Raw genomic sequence first — 22,331 nt, 5'->3', positions numbered from 1 at the left:
TGAGATGATAGAACTTAATTTTGAGAATCAAAAAGTAAATATTGATAAGGGTGAATTGGTAAGTTATACCGTAGATGGCTACGAGTATATTCATCAAAAAGGTAGTCCGGGTTGGCGCAGTTCAGATACGGAAATGTTCCCGATTATAGGGCCTACGGCCGATGCTAAGTTTCAAGTGCAAACGCCAAGGGATATTGCCATACAGGACCAGCACGGTCTTTTGCGGGAAATGGAGTATGATGTAGTTTCTAAAGCTGATGGCGAAGTTGTATTACAGAAGAAATATACGGCCCGTACACGGATAAAAAATTCAAAATTCCCGAATAAATCAAACAAAGAATGGTTGTTCTGGACGTATGATTTTGGATTTAAAAAGACCTTTAGTTTGTCGGAAATCGGACTGGAAGTGAAATTTACGATTTCCGGCGAACGGGATATGCCTTTTATGTTAGGATACCACCCTGCTTTCAAGCTATATGCAGAGAATCCAGTAGTTGTGGCTGGAGAAAAAGAAATCACACTTCAAGAAATTATGGACGTGGGAAGCAGGGCTTTACAAGTTCCGGATTGTACAGAAATCCACCTAAAAGACCAGAAAGAACTTCGCATTCGTACGGAAGGCTTTGGTAATTTTATGTTGTGGTCGGAAGTGCCTAATATGGTTTGCATAGAACCCATTACTTTTTATCCGTATGCTGTGGCGCAAACCAAACTTCATGAAGGTTTTGAATACTTGAAAGATACTGATAGGGAATTTAAGGTTTTCATTAGTACCATGTAAGCTGCAGAGATATGAAAGAAGGACTTTTACAAAACTATGGCTATCTCTTTGAGGATGCGCTCTTAGAAGAAATGCAAGCTGTGGGATTATTGAAAAAATTCCAGCAGGGAACCGTAATTATGGATATTGGCGAGACCATATTGCATATGCCGTTATTACTGAGTGGTGCCATTAAGATTCTACGCGAAGATGAGAACGGAGATGAACTGTTGCTATATTTTTTAGAAAGGGGAGATACTTGTGCGATGACCTTCTCATGTTGCGTGGGTACCCATAAAAGTGAAATACGGGCCGTTGCCGAAAGTGATACCGAACTTATTATGATTCCCGTGGAGAAGATGGAGGTTTGGATGGCAAAATATGCTACATGGCGGCAATTTATTTTAGATAGTTACCATACCCGAATGACGGAGCTGTTGGAAACGGTAGATACCTTGGCATTTCTGCGGATGGATGAAAGACTACTAAAACACCTTCAGGATAAGGCTATGGTAAACCATGATGAATTTGTACAGACTACGCATCAGGATATTGCATACGATCTGAATACTTCTAGAGTCGTGATTTCAAGGTTATTGAAAAAACTGGAAAAGGAAGGAAAAATAGAGATGCAGCGCAACCGGATCAAAGTGGTAGATCTATAAATATTCCTCGACAACCAACGGAAGAGCAAAAACCTCTTAATTTAAAATTTAGTTAAATATTTGGAATGAATATTCCAAAAATAGTACATTTGCCCTGTGAATAAGAAAGAGAGCATCTTACGGTCCGCTTTGGAACTTTTGGTAGAAAATGGTGTACATAATACGCCCATGTCCGCCATAGCAAAAAATGCCGGAACCGGTATGGGAACGATTTATAATTATTTCCCCACTAAAGATGAATTGATCAATGAACTATATGTAACCATTAAAGAGCAGGAAAATACCGCTTTCCCTGATTTTGATGCAACGCAGCCTATTAAATCTCAATTTGAAGGGTATTTTAAGGATATAATTATCTTTTTTATTGAGAATGCGCCGTATTTTAAGTTTATGGAGCAGATTAGGGCTTCTCCTATTATTACCGAGGAAAGTAAGAATAAGGGTTTGGCAACGGTACTTCCGGTCTACGACTTGCTTAATAAAGGAAAAGAATTACTCATCATAAAGGATATAGAAACGGACGAGCTAATTCAATTCATGGGCGGGGCAGTGGTGTCCTATTTAAGATGGTATCACTCACAGGTGAGCGTACCGTCAAATTCTATTCAAAATCAGGTGAATATGGTTTGGGACGGAATAAAAGGTTAAAAAAAATTTAATCATGAACTGGAGTGAATGTTCATTCCAATTTAAATGTCAATATAATTTTAAAAAAATGAAAAGAAACGTTTTAATTACAGGAACATCAACAGGAGTAGGGTATCAAAGTGCACTGCTTTTTGGTGAAAATGGATTCAAGGTGTATGCAACTATGAGAAACCTCAAAAAGGCGGATGCCCTTAAAGAACAAATCACCCAAAATAATTTGGACATAGAGATTCTAGAACTAGATGTAACTAAAACCGCATCCATTAAATCTGCTGTGGAAACTATTATAGACAAGGACGGCAGAATAGATGTTTTGGTAAACAATGCTGGTGCCGGTTTTGCAAAAACTACTGAACAGTCATCAGAAGATGAAATTAGATGGGTGACCGAGGTTAATTATTTAGGTACCGTATTTTGTACACAGGCCGTGTTACCGTATATGCGTAAGCAGCGAGCAGGTCAAATTATAAATATTACTTCGGTTGGCGGTTTGGTAGGGCAGCCTTTTAACGAGCTGTATTGTGGTGCTAAATTTGCCATTGAAGGTTTCGCCGAAGGCTTGGCAAGTTATGTTACCGATGCTTTTAATATCAATATTAGCAATGTAGAACCAGGTGGTATATCAACTGAGTTTATGAATTCTGCGGTAGACAAAACCAAAACGAATGGACAATTGGCTTCGGGAGAATATTTGCCAATTTTTCAAGCTTATTTAGAAGGCAATCAGAAAAGAGCAGAAGAGTCTGAAGTACAGGTTTATCAAACAGGCCGCGAAGTAGCGGAAGTTGTTCTCAAAGTTGCTCAAAATGATAACCCACCTATGAGAATCCGTACCTCTCAATGGGCGGAAGAATTATGTGAATTAAAAACTTCTGCTGACCCGGATGGAACTAAATTGGTTGCTCAGGTAAAAAGTAGTTTTCTATAGTTTTGATAAGAATATGGCCTTTTTAACATGGTAAACTGACGATTATCATATAAATACTCTCTTATATTGTTTATTTTTACTGTTCTCGTTGTGCGAACAGTTTATGTGTAGAATAGTCAAAATAGGAATTCAATTGGTAATAGCCGTGCTATTCGTTAATTGCACCAATACAGAGAAAAAGAAAGATAGTACAGCAGACATAACTAGGGTCGTAACTACGTATACAGCCTTGCCTAAGACGGTGAAATCTCCCAAGGATAACCCGTCTACACCTGAAAAGGAGGCATTGGGCAAGTTGCTTTTTTACGACCCTATTCTTTCCGGAAATAAAGATGTGGCCTGTGCAACCTGTCATCACCCGGATAATGGGTATGCAGAGTTTTTGGATATTAGCATGGGACCTAATGCCAATGGTTTGGGCAGTAAGCGTAAATTTAATGCGCCCAATGACATTCCCTTTGTAAAAAGAAATGCGCCAACTATTATCAATTCGGCATACAACGGTATGGATGCTTTTGGTAATTATAAGCCTTCTGAGGCCACCATGTTTTGGGACGACCGTGTAAAAAGTCTTGAAAAACAGGCGTTGGAGCCTATAAAGGCTTTTGAGGAAATGCGCGGGCATGGTATTGCCGAAGACAGTATCCTCCAGACCGTTGTAGATCGTGTGAAAGATATTCCCGAATATCAAAAGTTATTTGCTGAGGCTTTTGACGAACCCAATGCAGTAACAGTAGAAAACTTAGCAAAGGCTATTGCTGCTTTTGAACGTTCCCTGGTGACCAACAATTCTCGGTTCGACCAATTTATGAGAGGTGACCAAGATGCTATCTTAATTTCGGAGAAAGAAGGTTTTGAACTTTTTAAATCCGTTGGGTGTGTAAATTGTCATAACGGTCCCATGTTTTCAGATTATAAAATGCATGTTCTGGGCACGCCCGAGAACGATAAATTAGAACAGCCGGATGCAGGTGTTAAGGATACCTTCGCTTTTCGAACACCCACACTTCGGAATTTACGTTTTACACCTCCTTATATGCACAACGGCAGTTTAACTACCCTTAAAAAGGTATTGGAGTTTTATGAGGATATTGCCAATGGAAAAGAACGAAATGAGCACGTTCCCGTTCAGCGGTACGACCCCTTTGTACGTGAACTGGATCTATCCGTAAAGGAAATGTCTCAGATTATTTCGTTTTTAAATACACTTAACGATACTGATTTTGATAAGAGCTTACCGGAAAGTGTGCCCAGTGGTCTGCCTGTAGGTGGTAATATCCAATAACATTTTATTTTGGTTTCTTTACATTGGTGTAACACAGGTAACACAGCCATTTTAGATTTAATGGTACATTTGTCCCATGCGAAGAATTCTTCCTTTTTTGGATTGGATTACGGACTATAATAAGAGTTGGTTTTCCAAAGACCTTATAGCCGGACTAACCGTTGGCATTATTCTTATACCCCAAGGAATGGCCTACGCCATGATCGCCGGTCTGCCCCCCGTTTTTGGACTTTACGCTTCCTTGGTTCCAATGATTGTGTACACATTTTTTGGTACCTCTAGGCAGTTGGCCGTTGGGCCCGTGGCAATGGATTCCCTTTTGGTAGCGGCAGGTTTGGGTACGTTAGCTATTACTTCTACGGACAATTATATTACTATGGCACTGCTTTTGGCATTTTCCGTAGGTGCCGTACAACTCATTTTAGGGGTTCTAAGGATGGGTTTTTTGGTAAATTTCTTATCGAAACCGGTCATAAGTGGTTTTACTTCCGCGGCAGCGTTAATTATTATGTTCAGTCAGCTGAAGCATCTTTTGGGTGTGGACATAGCCCGTAGCAATCGGTTTGATATACTGCTGATGAACGCCTTTGAAAAGTTGGGGCAGACCAACCTATATGATTTTGCTATTGGCTTTATAGGCATTCTGATCATCGTAGGGTTAAAGAAATGGAATAAACGCATACCGGGCGTGCTCTTTGTGGTTATTATAGGTATTCTATTGGTCTATTTTTTACAATTATCCACTTTAGGGGTGCATATAGTAGGGGAGATTCCTACGGGTTTGCCTTCTTTTAAGCTTCCTGCATTACAACTGGATAGTATCATAGAATTGGTACCCATTGCGGTAACCATGGCATTGATAGGTTATTTAGAGGCTATTTCCATTGGGAAATCCATGGAAGAACAGACCGGGGAGGAAACCATAGATGCCAATAAGGAACTTATTGCATTGGGAAGCTCTAATATGTTAGGGTCTTTATTTCAGTCGTACGTAGTAACAGGTAGTTTTTCGCGCTCGGCAATCAACAGTCAGGCCGGAGCAAAAACACCTATGGCTTTGTTATTTAGTGCTATTGTGGTTACTGTTACGTTACTATTTTTAACCCCCTTGTTTTACTACTTGCCCAATGCAGTTTTGGCAAGTATTATTATGGTTTCTGTATATGGGTTAATTGATGTTGCCTATCCTAAAAGCCTCTGGCAGTATCGTAAAGACGAACTTTTTGTGTTGATCATTACATTTTTAGTAACTCTTTTTGCGGGAATTTCTGAGGGTATTTTAGTTGGGGTTTTATTGTCCTTGTTGTTGATGGTATATAAAAGTTCAAAGCCTCATTTTGCCGTTTTGGGTAGAATAGATGGTTCTGATTATTATAAAAATATAGATAGGTTTGGGCAAAACGTTTTGGTTCGTGATGATTTGCTTATAGTTCGCTTTGATTCGCAATTGTATTTTGGGAATAAGAACTTTTTCAAAAAAGAACTCTTTAAAAATGTAGATACCAAAGGCGATAAACTGAAAGGCGTTATTCTAAATGCTGAGGCTATAAGTTATGTAGATTCCAGCGCAGCCCAAATGCTTATTCGGGTTATTGATGAGCTGCATGAAAGAGGACTTCAGTTTTATATTTCAGGAGCTACAGGACCCACACGCGATACCATTTTTAGTAGCGGAATTATAGAAGCGCTACATAAACAGTACTTGTTCGTACAGACCAAAGAAGCCGTAGATTATTTTGATAATATGACGCCTCTGTCCGTATTAAGCGAAAAAGTGGCTTACCAAAGTCGCCTGAACCGTAACTAATGTTACGCTGTAATTTATAGGATAGCATTAATTTTGAATGAAGATAATACCAGGCTTTCTGTTTTAGGGAGGCAAATGAAAAGCGTATAATTCTCCCTATCGGGAATAAAAAAATGAGATTATGAAGATAGAACAAATATATACCGGATGCCTGGCACAGGGCGCATATTATATTGAAAGTAAAGGTGAGGTAGCTATAATTGATCCGCTTCGTGAAGTACATCCCTACCTTGAAAGAGCGGAAAAAGCAGGGGCGAAGATCAAGTATATTTTTGAAACGCATTTTCATGCGGATTTTGTGAGTGGTCACGTAACACTTGCTAAGGAAACAGGAGCTGAGATTGTGTACGGGCCAAATGCAAATCCTTCTTTTGATGCTTTGATCGCTACGGACGGGCAAGAGTTTAAGCTGGGTGATATCACCATTACGGCCTTGCATACGCCGGGGCACACCATGGAAAGTACTACCTACTTGTTGAAAGACGAAAACGGAAAAGACCACGCTATTTTCTCTGGTGACACTTTGTTTTTGGGAGACGTAGGCAGACCGGATTTGGCTCAAAAAGCGGCAAGTATGACCCAAGAAGATTTGGCAGGTATTTTGTTCGATAGTCTGCGGAATAAAATCATGCCATTGGCCGATGATATAATTGTATATCCGGCACACGGAGCAGGTTCTGCATGTGGTAAGAACATGATGAAGGAAACCGTAGATACCTTGGGCAACCAAAAGAAAATGAACTACGCATTGCGTGCGGATATGACCAAAGAAGAGTTTGTTGAAGAAGTTACGGACGGTCTGCTTCCACCACCAAAATATTTCCCTCTGAACGTTAAAATGAACAAAGAAGGATATGAAGATATAGCCGATGTCCTTGATCGAGGAACAACAGAATTAGACCCGAAGGCTTTTGAAGCGATGGCCAACGAAACTGGTGCTGTAGTTCTAGACGTTAGAACCCAGAAAGAATTTATTACAGGTCATATTCCACGATCTATATTTATTGGTCTTAATGGCGATTTTGCTCCGTGGGTAGGTGCCCTTATTGCAGATACCAAACAACCTCTTTTGTTGGTAACACCCGAAGGCATGGAAGAAGAAGCGGTAACGCGCTTATCCCGTGTGGGATTTGATGCTACCGTCGGAATTTTAAAAGGCGGATTTGATGCTTGGAAAAAATCGGGAAAAGATTTTGATACCATTACCTCAATAACTGCGGAAGAAGCAAAATCCAAAATAGAGAATAAAGAAGCTGAGGTGTTTGATGTGCGTAAAGAGAGCGAATTTCTTTCTGAACACGTGATTGATGCTTTGAACACACCGTTAGATGGTATAAATGACTATCTAAATGAATTCCCAAAAGATAAAACCTTCTTGGTTCATTGTGCCGGAGGATATCGTTCAGTGATAGCAGAATCTATTTTAAAGAGTAGAGGTATACATAACTTTATAGATATAGGAGGTGGTTTTGGAGCCCTTAAAACGGCTGAGGTTCCTTCAACGGACTATGTTTGTCCTACTACTTTATAAGTAGGCTTAGAAGCTTAAAAAACCCATTACTTTAGTGAAGTAATGGGTTTTTTTGTTTTAGAGCAATTTAGTTCTTAGGATATACGGTTTCAAACCACTCGCAAACAATAAGCATGTCTTCGGTTGGTTCTTCTCCGCTTTCTTTCATTGCCATGGAAAAGAAATCCCAATGGGCTTTTTTCCATTTCTTTAGTGGTTCATCTGTTGTTCCCATATCTAATGCGGCATAAGCTTCGGAAATTTGGTTAAAGGGGATGGTATCTACTTTTGTTACTTCAATTATGGCTTGTGCTTTTCCGTAAAAATTGGTGATGATGTGCTGGGTGCCTACGGAAGGCAAATCTGCGTTGGCTTCTTCGTACCAAGTGTAGAGACCTGAACCCGCTTGCTTTTTTCCTTCTAAGACCAATTTGGCCAAACGGTTTGCGTCTGCTTCATTATTATGAAAAAACCAGGATTCCGGTTGTTCCTCACCCTTGAACTCTGGATGGGATGTTATAAAACGCTCCCACATTTCCTGAACCGATGGGTCTAGAGCAACCTCTTGCTCCGTTTTGGTTTCACCTTTGCAGCTGGCCAGAATCAGAAAGGCGATTAAGATGAGGTGTTTCATGTTGTTGTTGAGTTGCTTTAAGTTTTGGAAATATATAGTTATTGTAGTGAAGATAGACAAGCTATTAAATTTAGAATTTTATATCCTGTTTGTCGCAGGTATGTTGCCAGTAGTGTTTTTATTTGGCTAATATTTCAGATATATCATAATATAACTCATTTTTACACTCGCATTTCTCTATCAAATTTGGCTCATAAAAGTTTACAAATTTTTCGACCGAAAGAATAGTTTGTGTATAGTCGAATGATATTAGTCGTCGATAAGTAATTTTATATTTGGTATTAGTTACCTGCCTGATAGGTTCCAAGTGAATAATTTCATTTCGTAATTCGATAAGTTTTCTAATCCTATAGTTATCCTGCTTAAATTTACTTTTGAATCTGATTCCTTTTATTTCAGGTAAAGCCTTATCTATTTTATGAAATAAAGAAGGTTCAAATTTCTTGCCACTTTTATCAATAAATTTGTGGTCTTCACGAATTTGACGATTGGCAAAACTCTCTACTGTTGCCTGTAAATTAATTATACAATTCGATGCTAGCTGGAAAAAATGACCAAATAGATTTGGATTTAGAGGTTTTTGTTGATGTTTTAAAGATGGTGATTTCTCTTTTAATTCCTTCCTGAAAAAAACCAAATTTCGATGAGACATTACGGCGTTTGAATAAAAAATTGTAGTTGGGTTAATTTCTGGTATGAATAGCTTGTCGTTTTCGAAAGCATAATCAAATCCATAGATTAATGAATTATCATAAGTCATTAATAAGTCATAGTTATAAAAATCTGAATGTTCTTTTGATTTTCTATATTTCTTGAATAGAACATCTACATCTTTATGGGCTTCGAAGCCTTTTCCGATATCTTTAGTGTCAAAATTTGTCTCAATTTTGGTTGTTGGTTTTAGTTTTATTTGTGTAAAATGCATTTTATTCTGGAGGTTAAGTGGTTGTTAACAAATTGTTTATGAAGATGATTTATAAGTCTAGTTTTTTTTTCTAAACGAAAAATACTAGAATTTTCTGACAGTTTCGCTACGGCAACAAATTTATCTAGGAACGAACAAAAGCCAACTAAGCTATTTGTGTAGTTAAACTATGTTTTAAGTTCCGTTTTCTTTACTGCGTTGGGACTACTTCAATGTTTTAGAGCTATAGCAACCTGTATTTTTGCGGTTTTTATTTATGATTTTGAATGGAATAAATAATTACATTTACTCAATTTTTTAACGTAAAATCTTACATGAAGAAACTAGTTCTCTTAGTTATTGTTTGTGTCTTTTATTCTTGTGGTAGTGCCAAATACGATTATTTTTTTGATACCGGAAAGGAGTTGGATTTCAGTACAGGAAAATGGATTATGAATAGAACCGTATCCAACTCAAAAAAGTTTGATAACAAATTGTATTACAACTCCGTTGAGGATTTCAAAAAAATACTGGGCGATTCATTAATTGAGATACATACGTTAAGAGCGTCAAAATTAATAGCTCCTGAAATTAAGTTCAACTTATCGGACGTAGATCTAGAGGAATTAAAGAATGCTACGGATTGTGATTACATTATTAACGTAGGGGGGAATGTAATTAGTGATGGGGCTGGCTCAATTGGCTTTGAAGGGGAGACCTCCAGTAACAGAGCTTCGGTTTCCATATCAATTTATGATTTGAATTCGGGAGAACTTATTTCTTCTTCTCAAGTGTACGGAAAAACACTCCCCAACCAAGAGCCCATTTTCCCGGATGATAAAAGCATACCTTCAATAAACCCAAGTTCACATATGATTATGCTGAACGGCGCAAGGAAACTTATACATAAATATCAAAAAAATAGGCTTGATTAGAGACCCTAGAATACGGCAGTAAGTTTAACTACTAAACGGATGATTTATAACAACATCAAACGTAATGTAATGTACTGCTATACTATTTTGATTTCTTCTTCAAATCTACTATCCTGATAATTATCATAGTTTGCAGTAATGAGGTGCTTTATTTTTGATTCAAATAAATTAGAATCTTATGATCTCACAGAACCTTCCTCTTGTTAACTATGGCAACGGCATTATTATGATCGGTGTATTTGCAGCGGTATGCGTTGCTTTAGTGGTGACCATTGTACTTTTTATGAATAGCGGTAAAAAAGAATAATCCTATCTGCCTGATTTTGTGCATTTAAGTTAATATTTTTTGCGAATAAGACATGGTTTGGGCATTTTTCTTGCAATTTTTGCAAATGTTAAGAGAATCATAATGCTTTGCGGTTGTTTTTCTAGCTTATTGGTTATCTTAGTAAGAAATGGATTACAAATCCTTAAGTTTTATAAATTAGTAATCCATAAAAACCACCAAATCTTGTTTAACCAGAAACCAAACTTATGGATGCTATATGGATATATACCACTATTGTAATCGTCATATTTAGCGTATGGTTGCTGTTCGTTATTTTAATGTACAGAAAGCTAAATAAATAAAGAATTACTGTTCTTTGGCCTCGCTCTCCAAGAGCAACACCTTCCCGGGATTTTTGCTGATATAGGACTTGATGATACTTTCGGTCTCCAAAGTATTGTTTTGGGGAATGAGAAAAGTTTCCAGTTCATGGTTTGAGCTTATGGTCTCTTCATCATTTACAAAACCATAACCCATGTAAGAGCTATTTTTAACCAAAATAAAGGCTTCTTCCTCTGTATTTCGTCCTTTTTCCTTGATTACAAAATCTTCTTTTTGCGCTCGGATATGATCAAGTGCCAATTGAACCTTTTCATTGTACGAATCCGGGTCTTCCTCCTCCCTACAGATACCATCGCACGTTTCTATTCGGTAATGGGAACAGGTTTTTACATTTTCCTGCAAATGGCAATATTTTGGGCATAGCCTAAAATGCTTGCAAATTTCTTCAATAAAAAGTCGGCAATCGGTTGGGTTATATAATGTGAGAACGGCATTGGGTGCCATTTTCAATTTGTTAAAAGCCAGATGCTTAATGCCATTTCTGTCTTCATAACTGAATATACCATATGGCTGTATTTTTCTTTTCTGCGCACGGTTAAATTCCGGGTAATGGTGTTTTATGGCTTGCGATTCCATTAAAAGTGCTACCAGTTCGCTTCCGGAGAGTTCAAAATCTAAATCTGCGGTTGCCGTACAAAGCTGAATTTCTTTGGTCTTTTTGTCGTAAAAATGACTTAGTACTCGTTTCTTAATATTAATGGCCTTGCCTACATAAATAACTTTTCCTTTACTATCCTTAAAATAGTAAATGCCAGGGGCTGTGGGTAACTTTTCAAAAGCTTCTTTTGGTAACGCAGCTGGTAAAGTTGATTCTTGCGAACGGGCGTTTAAGAAAGATTTAAAAACTTCGTCAGCGCCCTCTGCACGCAGCAGTTTTTTGAACAAAAGAGTAGTGGCATGTGCATCGCCACGGGCGCGGTGCCTATCCCTTAAGGGTATGTCTAAAGATGAGCATAACTTGCCCAAACTATAGGAATGGTAACCGGGTAACAGTTTACGTGATAACCGAACGGTACATAGTTTTTTGCGAATAAAATCACGCCCTAAAAGCTTCAGTTCGTTTTTGATTACGTTATAGTCAAAATTGACGCTGTGGGCAACAAAAATGGTGCCTTCCGTAATCTTTAGAATATCATCTACAATTTCATCTAGGGTAGGGGCATCACGAACCATATCATTATCAATACCCGTTAATCGTGTAATGAAATAAGGAATTTCGGCTTGCGGGTTTACCAAAGAAGTAAACTCGTCTACAATCTCATAACCGTCATATATGAATATAGAAATTTCGGTAATCTTGTTACCCTTAATGCCGTTTCCGGTGGTTTCTATGTCTACTATACTGTACAAATATGGAGGTGGAATTGGAGTGTAAAATTACGTAAACTTCCGTAGGCATTAAAAAGTTTAACGTTATGGGAGAAATAGAGCGTATTTCAAAGGAATATCGACTTAAAAAATTAATCCTTTTTGGGTTAACCTATCGTTTTATAAAGAACAAGTGCAACCCGTTTTACAGTTATTTTTACCAAAACTACGCACATGCCGATTATAGGACATATTATTAAAGGATTTATTGAGGTTAGGGATAAACTATCAGGTGAAAAAAATCCGATAGAAGAACAAGAATCAGTACTGCAAGAATTGCTGGAAAAGGCAAAGGATACCGCTTTTGGAAAGCATTATAAATTTGAGACTATTCTAGAATCTGATAGTCTTGCCGATGCTTTTACAAAGTTCGTTCCTTATTTTGATTATAATCGTATTGATAAAGAGTGGTGGCAAAAACTACATGAGGGCGAAGAAGATGTTACATGGCCGGGCACACCGGATTATTTTGCGTTAAGCTCTGGTACTACGGGAAAGACGAGCAAAAGAATTCCTGTAACAGATGATATGGTCGCAGCCATTAGAAAAACGGGCGTAGAGCAGGTTTTTGCTTTAAGTAATTTTGATTTGCCTCCGGATTTCTTTGAGCTTGGTATTTTAATGTTAGGTAGTTCTACGGATTTAAACAAAGTGGAAGGTCACGAAGAAGGGGAGATAAGCGGTATTAGCGCCAGTAACATTCCTACGTGGTTCCGTGGCTATTATAAGCCTGGAGAGGAAATTTCAGAAATTGATGATTGGGACGAACGTGTGCAAAAAATAGCAGAGGAAGCTCCCAATTGGGATATTGGTGCGTTAAGCGGAATCCCTTCTTGGATGGAATTGATGTTGCAGAAAGTAATTGATTACCACGGATTAAATAATATACACGAGATTTGGCCCAACCTACAAGTATATACTTCGGGGGGTGTCGCTTTTGGACCCTATGAGAAGAGTTTTAATGCTCTTTTAGGGAAGCCTATTACAGTTATAGATACCTACTTGGCTTCTGAGGGGTTTATGGCATTTCAAGCTAGACCCGAAACAGATGCTATGCAGCTTTCTACGGATGCCGGTATTTATTTTGAATTCGTGCCTTTTGAACCACAATACATACAACCAGACGGTTCATTAAGTGATGATGCGCCGGCCTTAAAATTGTCCGAAGTAAAAGAAGGTCAAGATTATGTGCTCATTATAAGTACCGTTTCAGGTGCTTGGCGTTACCTTATTGGTGATACCATAGAATTTACGGATGTAAAGCGTGCGGAAATTAAAATAACCGGTAGAACCAAGTTCTTTTTAAACACGGTAGGTTCTCAACTTTCGGTAAATAAATTGGATGATGGCGTACAAGAATTAGAAGAAAAATTCGGAATACGCATTCCTGAATATACACTGTGTGCACATCGCATTGATGGTGAATTCTACCATTGCTGGTACTTGGGTACGGAAGACAAAACAGATGATGAAGCGCTGGCCAACGCTTTGGACGAATCACTAAAAAAGGCGAATAAGAATTATAAAGTAGCACGTTCAAAAGCCCTTAAAGGGGTAAAAGTTGTTTCAGTACAACCATCGGTTTTTCATGATTGGAACGGAAGGAACAAAAAGAAAGGCGGACAGGTAAAAATGGAGCGTGTAATGGGTGAGGAAAAGTTTGAAGAGTGGGAAGCTTTTGTAAAAGAGTTGTAGGTAAGGCTAATTGATCTAGCCGCTTACTCGCTTTTTTCGGCGGTTTCAAGTTCTTCTACGATGCTCATAATTTCCTCAGGAGATAGGTAATATCTACGTATACGTTCTTTATACTTTTCATCTATTTCTGCATGGTCTAGTATAAAACGCTTGGTCTGTAAGATATAATCGTGCATGCCATGTGCTACGGCATAGGTATCGGCAGCCCGTTCCGCTTCTTTAATATATGAGCCAGAAAATGTGTATTTGATTCCAAACCAAATTAGATTTAAGTTGCTACGATCGCGGTAGTCCATGACATGACCTAGTTCATGACCTAACCAACCTACCATAATATCTTTGGGCACATCTTTGGTTAAAAATTCCTTTCCCGAAATTTTTATTTTCTCACTTATCAAAATAACATACGAGCGTTTCTTTTTACTTTTTAAAAGACTATTGAATTTAGGTTGTGCCCGCATGGTAGACTGGCTGATGTTCTTTATAATTTTGAAAGTAATTGGTGTGTCTTTTAGTTCCGGATAGAACGCTAATGCCGCTTCCACTTCATTACGAATAGATTCAGGAGCAATATGTTGGGCATTTAATTGAACAAAGGCCATAAAAAATAGAATGAGTTTAAAATAAGTTGAACTAACGGGCATTCCTTTTGTTTTAGGGGTTACACGTATGTATTTGTAATAGCTCTGGTAATATATAAAACGGTTGGTAACTTAAAAATTGATAATGCTAACCGGTTAATTATATATCTAAAAACACACTCATTTTAAGGTTTAAAGAGGCAATTTTAAGTTCCTAAGTATATCTGAACATTATTTTAAGCAAATATAAAAATGCAAGTACCCCGAACAGCAAAAATCATATTCCGGATTCTTTCCGTTTTCTTGGTCCTTATGGCACTCATAGTTCTAGGGGCTCAGTTAATGGCAAAAAAGTCTATTGCTAATTATTTGGATACAAAATTACCGCCCCATATTCAACTAGACTATAAAGATGTTGATGTAAACGTACTTAATGGTACAGCTATATTAGAGGCTATTGATTTGAAAATTGGTGTTCAAGATAGTATTCATCAAAGTGCTGTGGCAAAAATTGGGGCTATAGAGATTATTGGGTTGGGGTATTGGCATTTTCTTTTTAATAATAAAATAAGTGTAAAAAATCTAAATGTAGAACGGCCGGTTCTGATTCATTATTCAAAGGAAAACAATAGTGATAGTTCTAACACAAAAAACAACCATATAGCACTTTTAAAAATGATTCATATTGATAGGATTAATGTGATAGATGGAAAAGTAACATTGCTTAAAAATAAAAAAGATAGCCTGGTAATGCAGTTGGATTCTGTAAATGTTGAGATTGATGATGTTACGACCAATGCTGAAATTATCAATTCAAAAATTCCAGTGAAATATGGATCTTTTGAGTTTGGTAGTACTTCTTTTTATGCAAATTTAGGACCTTATGAAGAGATAAATGTAGCCAAGATTAGGGTAGAAGAAGGAAATCTCTCAATTACGGATTTACAGTTGAAATCAAAATATAACAAAACAAAACTCTCATGGCATTTACCTAAAGAGCATGATTATATAGATTTGAAAATACCGGAACTGAGTTTTAAGAGTATAGCTTTTGGATATGATAAGGACCAATTTTGGGTAGGCACAGGAAGTGGAGAATTAAACGAACCCAATTTAGAAATATACAGGGATAAATTGCTCCCAGATGATACGGACAGAAAGAAACTATATAGCGAGGCCATCCGCAAACTTCCCATACAATTAGACATTCCTGAAATAAAAATAAACAAAGGTTTTATTGCCTATAGCGAGCGGGTAAATAGAGAAACTACACCTGGGGAAATCATTTTTGGAGAGGTGAACGCCAAAATTTTCCATATTCAAAATGTACCTGAAAAGAAAGAAAAAACACGTGTAGAAGCAAAAGCGCTCCTCATGAATGATGCTCCAATAACTTTAAACTGGTCTTTTGATGCCAAAGATAAATCAGATGCTTTTGTGGCATCAGGAACGGTAAAGGGTTTTGACTCCAAACATATTAATCCTTTTTTAGAGTCCAATTTACGAGTGCGGGCAAAGGGCGAAATTCAAGAGCTTTATTTTACAATAAGTGGTGATGCTTTCTCCTCATCTGGGGATATGAAAATGAAGTATGAAGATTTTAAATTTTCGATCTTAAAAAAAGACCGGTTACGCATAAACAAACTACTAACCGTAATAGGAAGCATATTTGTAAATGACGGTTCTAAAACAGATGAAAACGGATACCGCTATGGAGGTATTAAAGCAGAAAGAAACCCAACAAAATCATTCTTTAATTACCTCTGGATAAACGTAAGTGATGGCTTAACATCTACTATTATAGGTAATGGTAAAAATGAAAAGAGAAAAAAATAATTTTTTAGAGGTAATCGAAATTACAGGGAACCAGTAGTTTAAGGGTAGTATTATATGAACTAAAACATATTAAAATGGGAGTTATATCAAAAGACAAGAAAAAAATAACCTTATACTACAATTCTGAAAATACAATTGGTAAGCAAACGTATGCATACGTTGAATCTGCAGATGAGGATATATTAACAATAGACATATCAAAAACAAAGGTAACGGGTACGCAATGGGCAGAAATAGCACATAGTATGAACCAACCCGTAGGAAATCTTGTAAATCAAGACCACCCAGATTTCAAGGAAATTTATGGTGATAAGAAAATAGACTTGGACGAGCATGATTGGTTACGGGTCTTAGAAAAGTCACCGTCAACACTAGCGTACCCAGTAGTCATTAAAGGAGACCAATTCATTCCTATTCAAAATCCGTCTGATTTTGTGAAGTTTATGGATGATGATAGTGCGAAAATTGAGAAACCATATAAATAATTTTTGCGGTCAATAACAGAATGTTTTGCATTAAAACTGAACGATATTAAGAACTAAATTTAAGTAAAATTTAAAGGAAGTTAAACCTAAAAATATAGAAAATGAATCAAGAACAATTAGAAGGTAAGTGGAACCAAGTAAAAGGTAAACTTAAACAGAAATATGGAAATTTAACCGACGACGATGTTACGTATTCAGAGGGTAAATTTGACGAAATGTTGGGTAGGGTACAAGAAAAAGTTGGTAAAGGAAAAGAAGAATTGAAAGAGGAAATTGCAAATTGGTAATATTAGTTTAATACCAATCTAAACAGAAAGGCCAGAGTATGAATACTCGGGCCTTTTATTTTTTACTCAATAATCAAGATTTTAATGCTTCGTGGCTTGTCTTGAAACGTTAAAATTATTTCCTTTTGAATGCCTCATGGACTTGCTCCGAGGTAGGTTACTTACCGATGATAATTTTTATCTGGTACATCTTTAAAGAAGGTGGCTGTTTCAGTATCAGCAGAGGGCCCGTAGGCCATAAGAAAGGTTCCTTTTGCCCCGTCGTTGGTTTCTAAAATGTATAAAATTGAAAGATCGTCTGGATTACTCATTCCTTCATACCTGATTTCTTTTAGTATGGTAAGGTCTTTAGGTTTATACTTTTTACTTGTTTCCAGATTAATTAAAACACCGCTCTCATATCTAAATCGATCGGTGTATCCTTCTTTTTCAAATTTATCTATGGCATCTTTTTCGTGCCTGGTGTATGCGTTTTCCATAATCGTATGTATTTAGTATGAAACAAAAAAAGGACGGACAAAATGCCATCCTTTATTGACTATAAATTTATATGATGACTTTAGATTTTCTTACGTCCCATAATCAAACTGATTATAAAAAGAACGATGAAAATAAAGAATAAGATTTTTGCGATACTAGCTGCTCCAGCTGCAATACCTCCAAATCCGAAGACTCCTGCAATAATTGCTAATATGATAAATATAACTGTCCAACGTAACATAGTTTTTGGTTTTTAGGATTAATATTTTAGTGTAATTCACAAGATGCATAACTCCTATCTTATTATCCAAATATCCTGAAATCAAGGAGATTACATTGACTGCATTGAGTTTAAAAATGCCGTGAAAGAAGATCCGTTGTGGTTACATGGGAATAGAGCTAAAGAGAAGAAATGTAGTTTGGAAAGTGGACCAATTATTTAAAAGAAGCCTAGATGCCAACTGCATACCTTAAAATTAGAAAACCCTAACACTATAGTTCCGAAGAAAAGGAGTGTTAGGGTAAATTTGTTTTGTCCAATACTATCTAAAGGACATTATTGTTAACTTGAGGCTATACCTTTCCGGCTAAAATTTTGTTGAAATCATATTGTTCCGGATCAGGAAAATAGGCTTTGGCCGCTTCATAATCTGCTTCTTCAATGTAATGCATATTCTGAAAACAAAGCTGAGCGAATTCTGAATTTATGTTAACTAGACGAGGAGCTATTTTGCCATCTTCGCCCTGTAAATCTTCCAAAAATAATGGGGTTACTTCGCCACGAGAATTGGCCGTAACAATACAGCCGCTAATACCTTGGTCATATAATTTTTTAACGCCAAGACCCAATAGTGTGCAGAGCGTTAAGTCAAAACCTATAGGCCTGCAGCATCTAAGTTCATAACCCAATTCTACAGGTCTACTTTTAATATGAAGGCCCAATTCTTTTAATTTAGCTTGAACAAGCATATTGAAAATGTGAGATTTACTCACATTACCTAATTCTGGGTGGCCATGTGCATCATAGGTAAAATTAATACCACATTGGTTTAGCTCGCTATCTGGCATAATATGAAAAACACCTTCACTAACTAGTGCCACACCATAATTAATATTTTTTATTTTTCTTTTTACGATGGATGAAATAATTAACCGTACAACTTTATCAAAAGTAATAGCTGTATTGTTGAACATTTCAGGAATGACCATCATAGGAAAATGACAACTGGTGGCAATACCAAATGCCAAATGACCGGCAGAACGGCCCATAGTAGACATTACAAACCAGTTTTGACTGGTACGTGCGTCTTCATAGGTAGTGTTGCCAATACGAACACCCTCATCCTTTGCAGAATGAAATCCAAAAGTGGGATTTCGGTCGGGGAGGGGTAAATCGTTATCTATAGTTTTTGGAACATGAATATTTGAAATAGAGATGTTCTCTTTAGACAAATATCCTGTAATTCTATTGGCCGTAGAGGCGGTGTCATCACCGCCAATACTAACCAATAGTTTTACATTATTATCAGAAAAAAGCTTCGTGTTTATTTTTTCATCGCTAGGCTTAAATCTACTCATAATAAGCGTAGATCCACCGCGACTAAAAATACGATCAGCATGGGGGAAGTTGAATTCCTTAATTTGTGGCTTATCGGAAAAAATACCTTTAAAACCTTCATGAAGGCCAAGTACCCGATACCCGTCTTTAAGAAAAATCTTGGCTACTGTACTAATAACAGCATTTATGCCTGGTGCCGGACCACCACCACAAATAATCAATATTGATTTTTTCGAAGCCATTTTATTTAGTTTTGGAAATTAACGAGCTACTCTTCCTGAAGCGTCACCACCCATTAGTTTTTCTACTTCGCTAACTGTTGCTAAGTTGGCATCACCTTTAATAGTGTGCTTTAAACAAGATGCAGCTACAGCAAAATCTAATGCGTTTTGGTCATCTTCTGGGTATTTTAATAATCCGTAGATTAATCCGCCCATAAAAGAATCACCACCACCAACGCGATCCACGATATCGGTAATTTGATATTGACGCGTTTCGTACATTTTGGAGCCATCCCATAATACACCGGCCCAAGTGTTGTGCGATGCAGAAATAGAACCTCTTAGGGTTGTAATTACTTTTTTAGCTTTAGGGAATTTCTTCATCATCTGCTTACATACAGATAAGAAAGCTTCCGCTTTAACATCAGCACCATCTTTATGAACATCCAAACCTTCTGGGTGAATACCAAAATGCTTTTCTGCGTCTTCTTCGTTACCAAGAATAATATCACAGTATGAAGTCAATTCTGTCATGATAGCTTCTCTATCTCCACCATAATTCCAAAGCTTAGCTCTGTAATTTAAATCGGTAGAAATGGTAATACCTTTATCACTTGCAGCTTTAACAGCTTCTAAACAAACGTCTGCAGCACCTTGTGAGATAGCTGGTGTAATACCTGTCCAGTGAAACCATTCAACACCTTCAAAAACAGCATCCCAGTCAATCATCCCAGATTCTATTTCCGAAATAGCAGAATGAGCACGGTCATAAACAACCTTAGATCCACGAGAAACAGCACCTGTTTCAAGAAAATAGATACCTAGACGGTCACCGCCATAAACTATCTTGTCTGTTCCTACGCCTCTTTTGCGCATTTCCATAAGGGCACACTCGCCAATATCATTCTTTGGTAATCGGGTTACAAAATCTACAGGAACTCCATAATTTGCCAAGGATACAGCTACGTTGGACTCACCTCCACCGTAAACAACATCAAAGCTATTAGCTTGTGAAAATCTTAAAAATCCTGCTGGTGCTAAACGCAACATTATCTCTCCAAAGGTTACTACTTTTTTCATTTTGAAATGGTGTTATTTTAAATTGAACTTTTAATTTGCTTAATCGATTAACCTAGTTTTTAAAAATAAATCAAAACGGGTGAGTTTTGATTGAAGGTTTTAAATATCTATATTTGCTTAATCGATTAAACAAATATAAAATAATTTGGCGAATAAAAAAAAAACTACCCTAAAAGATATAGCAAATATCTTGAAAATTTCTACCGCGGCGGTTTCTAAAGCCTTACAGGATGATTCTAGAATTAGTGCAAAAACAAAGGATGCCGTTAAGAAAGTAGCCAAAGAATTAAATTATCAGCCCAATCATCTGGCAAGTGCATTACGCAAGGGGAAAAGCAATTTAGTGGGGGTGATCGTACCTAGAACAAATAGCAATTTTTTTTCTTCCGTAGTTCAGAGCATGGAAGAGGTTTTGAATAAAGACGGCTATAATATTATAATTACACAATCTAATGAGTCATACAAAAAGGAATGTGATAGTATAGATAGTTTATTGTTTACGCAAGTAGATGGTATTATTGCTTCTATGGCCAATGAAACGGTTGACTTGAATTATTACGAAAAGATTAAATCACGAGGAATACCCTTAATATTATTTGACCGGGGAGAGAATGATTTAAATGTAGATTATATTGGTATTGACGATTATGCCAGTAGCCATATGATTGTTGAACACTTGGTTGAACAAGGCTGTGAAAGAATAGCACATATAGGAGGGTATCAACGTACCAGAATATTCAATAATAGAATAAGAGGGTATAAGGATGCCATTAAAAAACATGGTTTGCCGTTGGATGCTGAACTTTTATTGGAAGGTAGCCTTACGCAGGAAGATGGTCGTTTAAAGATGGAACAGCTACTTACGTTGGAAAATAGGCCTGATGCCGTTTATATTGCTGGTGATTATGCTGCCCTTGGTGCATTACAAGTTTTGAAAGAACACAAGATAGATGTTCCAAAGGAAATAGCTTTGGTAGGTTTTGGCAATGAGCCTTTTACTGCAATGGTCTCTCCACCAATTTCTAGTGTTGAACAACATAGCACACAAATAGGTAAACTTGCGGCGCAAACATTTTTAGAGCATATGAAAGCATCCGAAGTAAAACAGACTTTGAATAAAAAAATTCTAGGTGCAGAATTGATTGTAAGGGATTCTTCAAATAAAAAGAGCCTTTCTTAATTAAAAGAAAGGCTCTTTTTGAATACAAATAGTTGTTTAGATACCTAAAGCTTGACCTCCACCAATTTGGATAGTTTCGGCTGTAATGAATTTTGCATCTCCGCTAGCCAAGAAAGATACAACACCAGCTACATCTTCTGGTTGCCCTAATCTACCTAACATAATACTGTTTGCCCATGAAGCAAAAACTTCTGGTTTAGTCGCTTTTATCTGTGCGTGAAAAGGCGTGTCTATTGTTCCTGGAGACACAGCATTTACTCTAATACCATATTCTGCTAAATCTTTAGCTAAAGCTTTAGTAATGGTATGAACACCAGCTTTAGAAGTTCCGTAGATTCCTGCTCCTGGTCCACCAGCGGTCCATGCTGCGTTAGAGGTATAGTTTATTATAGAGGCGTCCTGTCCTTTTTTTAGGAAAGGGATTGCCGCTCTTGAAGCAAAAAATGTTGAGTCAAGATTTAATGCCATTACAGATCTGTAAAATTCTGTAGTCATTTCTTCAAATCTAGATCTTCCGCCAAGACCACCTGCATTATTCACAAGGGTGTCTATTTTTCCGTATTTCTCCCCAATTGCTGTAATGTTTTTAGTTACCGCTTCTTCATTGGTTACGTCAAAACCAAAATATTCAGCATCAATGCCTTCTGCAGAAAGTTCTTTAACTCTTTCAGCACCGGCATTATCATCTATACCGTTTAAAACAACTGTATATCCGTCCTGTCCTAATCTCTTTGCAACGGCAAATCCAATTCCACCTGTTGCTCCTGTTATTACTGCTACTTTTCCTTTCATCTTTCTGTTAGTTACTGTTTAT

General features: G+C 37.2%; 23 protein-coding genes. 14 read left to right on the top strand and 9 right to left on the bottom strand.

Features of this window, described 5'->3' with window-relative positions; all coding sequences use genetic code 11:
- The first annotated feature begins 4 nt into the window (after positions 1-4).
- The 7 genes from IWC72_RS01915 (at position 5) to IWC72_RS01885 (ending at position 7,624) form a co-directional block, all read left to right on the top strand.
- Positions 5-781, top strand: a complete 777-nt coding sequence (locus IWC72_RS01915; protein ID WP_194524575.1) for an aldose 1-epimerase — start codon at positions 5-7, stop codon at positions 779-781.
- A gap of 11 nt (positions 782-792) precedes the next feature.
- On the top strand, positions 793-1,425 hold the full coding sequence (locus IWC72_RS01910) for a Crp/Fnr family transcriptional regulator (RefSeq protein ID WP_194528654.1): 633 nt from the start codon (positions 793-795) through the stop codon (positions 1,423-1,425).
- 96 nt (positions 1,426-1,521) lie between these two features.
- Entirely contained in the window at positions 1,522-2,073 is a 552-nt protein-coding gene (locus tag IWC72_RS01905) for a TetR/AcrR family transcriptional regulator (protein ID WP_194528653.1), read from the top strand.
- A 67-nt stretch (positions 2,074-2,140) separates the two neighbouring features.
- Positions 2,141-3,001 (top strand): SDR family oxidoreductase, encoded by an 861-nt coding sequence (locus tag IWC72_RS01900; protein ID WP_194524572.1) that lies wholly within the window; start codon positions 2,141-2,143, stop codon positions 2,999-3,001.
- 103 nt (positions 3,002-3,104) lie between these two features.
- On the top strand, positions 3,105-4,286 hold the full coding sequence (locus tag IWC72_RS01895; protein ID WP_194528652.1) for a cytochrome-c peroxidase: 1,182 nt from the start codon (positions 3,105-3,107) through the stop codon (positions 4,284-4,286).
- Positions 4,287-4,362: 76 nt separating this feature from the next.
- The gene (locus IWC72_RS01890) at positions 4,363-6,093 is read left to right on the top strand and encodes a SulP family inorganic anion transporter (RefSeq protein ID WP_194528651.1); all 1,731 of its coding nucleotides are present in this window, start codon (positions 4,363-4,365) and stop codon (positions 6,091-6,093) included.
- Positions 6,094-6,214: 121 nt separating this feature from the next.
- On the top strand, positions 6,215-7,624 hold the full coding sequence (locus IWC72_RS01885) for an MBL fold metallo-hydrolase (protein ID WP_194528650.1): 1,410 nt from the start codon (positions 6,215-6,217) through the stop codon (positions 7,622-7,624).
- A gap of 67 nt (positions 7,625-7,691) precedes the next feature.
- Here IWC72_RS01885 and IWC72_RS01880 read toward each other — a convergent pair whose 3' ends face one another.
- Positions 7,692-8,237: an ASCH domain-containing protein gene (locus IWC72_RS01880; RefSeq protein ID WP_194528649.1), complete on the bottom strand. Its 546-nt coding sequence runs from the start codon at positions 8,235-8,237 to the stop codon at positions 7,692-7,694.
- Positions 8,238-8,355: 118 nt separating this feature from the next.
- Complete coding sequence (locus IWC72_RS01875) at positions 8,356-9,162, bottom strand: hypothetical protein (RefSeq protein ID WP_194528648.1); 807 nt, start codon at positions 9,160-9,162, stop codon at positions 8,356-8,358.
- Positions 9,163-9,476: 314 nt separating this feature from the next.
- Between IWC72_RS01875 and IWC72_RS01870 the strand changes: the two genes are divergently transcribed.
- On the top strand, positions 9,477-10,076 hold the full coding sequence (locus IWC72_RS01870) for a hypothetical protein (RefSeq protein WP_194528647.1): 600 nt from the start codon (positions 9,477-9,479) through the stop codon (positions 10,074-10,076).
- Between the two features lie 178 nt (positions 10,077-10,254).
- Positions 10,255-10,383, top strand: a complete 129-nt coding sequence (locus IWC72_RS20355; protein ID WP_262893474.1) for a hypothetical protein — start codon at positions 10,255-10,257, stop codon at positions 10,381-10,383.
- 327 nt (positions 10,384-10,710) lie between these two features.
- On the opposite strand, the gene IWC72_RS01865 is transcribed toward IWC72_RS20355, so the two are convergent.
- Positions 10,711-12,096, bottom strand: a complete 1,386-nt coding sequence (locus tag IWC72_RS01865) for an exonuclease domain-containing protein (RefSeq protein WP_194528646.1) — start codon at positions 12,094-12,096, stop codon at positions 10,711-10,713.
- 192 nt (positions 12,097-12,288) lie between these two features.
- On the opposite strand from IWC72_RS01865, the gene IWC72_RS01860 reads away from it, so the two are divergent.
- On the top strand, positions 12,289-13,809 hold the full coding sequence (locus tag IWC72_RS01860; RefSeq protein WP_194528645.1) for a GH3 family domain-containing protein: 1,521 nt from the start codon (positions 12,289-12,291) through the stop codon (positions 13,807-13,809).
- Between the two features lie 23 nt (positions 13,810-13,832).
- Here IWC72_RS01860 and IWC72_RS01855 read toward each other — a convergent pair whose 3' ends face one another.
- A complete protein-coding gene (locus tag IWC72_RS01855; RefSeq protein ID WP_226979463.1) occupies positions 13,833-14,453 on the bottom strand; it encodes a M48 family metalloprotease in 621 nt (206 codons plus the stop codon).
- A gap of 189 nt (positions 14,454-14,642) precedes the next feature.
- Here IWC72_RS01855 and IWC72_RS01850 point away from each other — a divergent pair, with 189 nt between their 5' ends.
- The 3 genes from IWC72_RS01850 (at position 14,643) to IWC72_RS01840 (ending at position 16,998) form a co-directional block, all read left to right on the top strand.
- Positions 14,643-16,226, top strand: coding sequence for a hypothetical protein (locus IWC72_RS01850; RefSeq protein ID WP_194528644.1), 1,584 nt, complete (start codon positions 14,643-14,645; stop codon positions 16,224-16,226).
- A gap of 74 nt (positions 16,227-16,300) precedes the next feature.
- Positions 16,301-16,711 (top strand): arsenate reductase family protein, encoded by a 411-nt coding sequence (locus IWC72_RS01845; protein WP_194528643.1) that lies wholly within the window; start codon positions 16,301-16,303, stop codon positions 16,709-16,711.
- A 101-nt stretch (positions 16,712-16,812) separates the two neighbouring features.
- On the top strand, positions 16,813-16,998 hold the full coding sequence (locus tag IWC72_RS01840; protein WP_194524559.1) for a CsbD family protein: 186 nt from the start codon (positions 16,813-16,815) through the stop codon (positions 16,996-16,998).
- 161 nt (positions 16,999-17,159) lie between these two features.
- Here the strand turns inward: IWC72_RS01840 and IWC72_RS01835 are convergent, their stop codons facing one another.
- The 4 genes from IWC72_RS01835 to IWC72_RS01820 form a co-directional block, all read right to left on the bottom strand.
- The gene (locus IWC72_RS01835) at positions 17,160-17,477 is read right to left on the bottom strand and encodes a hypothetical protein (RefSeq protein ID WP_194528642.1); all 318 of its coding nucleotides are present in this window, start codon (positions 17,475-17,477) and stop codon (positions 17,160-17,162) included.
- 80 nt (positions 17,478-17,557) lie between these two features.
- Positions 17,558-17,719, bottom strand: coding sequence for a DUF1328 family protein (locus tag IWC72_RS01830; protein WP_194524557.1), 162 nt, complete (start codon positions 17,717-17,719; stop codon positions 17,558-17,560).
- Between the two features lie 332 nt (positions 17,720-18,051).
- Positions 18,052-19,278 carry a 6-phosphofructokinase gene (locus IWC72_RS01825; protein ID WP_194528641.1) on the bottom strand — a complete coding sequence of 409 codons (1,227 nt, stop codon included), beginning with the start codon at positions 19,276-19,278 and terminating at the stop codon, positions 18,052-18,054.
- 18 nt (positions 19,279-19,296) lie between these two features.
- Positions 19,297-20,337 (bottom strand): sugar kinase, encoded by a 1,041-nt coding sequence (locus IWC72_RS01820; RefSeq protein ID WP_194524555.1) that lies wholly within the window; start codon positions 20,335-20,337, stop codon positions 19,297-19,299.
- A 145-nt stretch (positions 20,338-20,482) separates the two neighbouring features.
- Between IWC72_RS01820 and IWC72_RS01815 the strand changes: the two genes are divergently transcribed.
- A complete protein-coding gene (locus IWC72_RS01815) occupies positions 20,483-21,517 on the top strand; it encodes a LacI family DNA-binding transcriptional regulator (RefSeq protein ID WP_194528640.1) in 1,035 nt (344 codons plus the stop codon).
- 36 nt (positions 21,518-21,553) lie between these two features.
- Here the strand turns inward: IWC72_RS01815 and IWC72_RS01810 are convergent, their stop codons facing one another.
- Positions 21,554-22,309: an SDR family NAD(P)-dependent oxidoreductase gene (locus IWC72_RS01810; protein ID WP_194528639.1), complete on the bottom strand. Its 756-nt coding sequence runs from the start codon at positions 22,307-22,309 to the stop codon at positions 21,554-21,556.
- Positions 22,310-22,331: the final 22 nt, after the last annotated feature.

It is taken from the genome of Zobellia roscoffensis (genome assembly GCF_015330165.1).
Lineage (GTDB): Bacteria > Bacteroidota > Bacteroidia > Flavobacteriales > Flavobacteriaceae > Zobellia > Zobellia roscoffensis.
The sequence above is the reverse complement of the archived record's forward strand: the minus strand, read 5'-3'. Positions and strand labels throughout refer to the sequence as shown.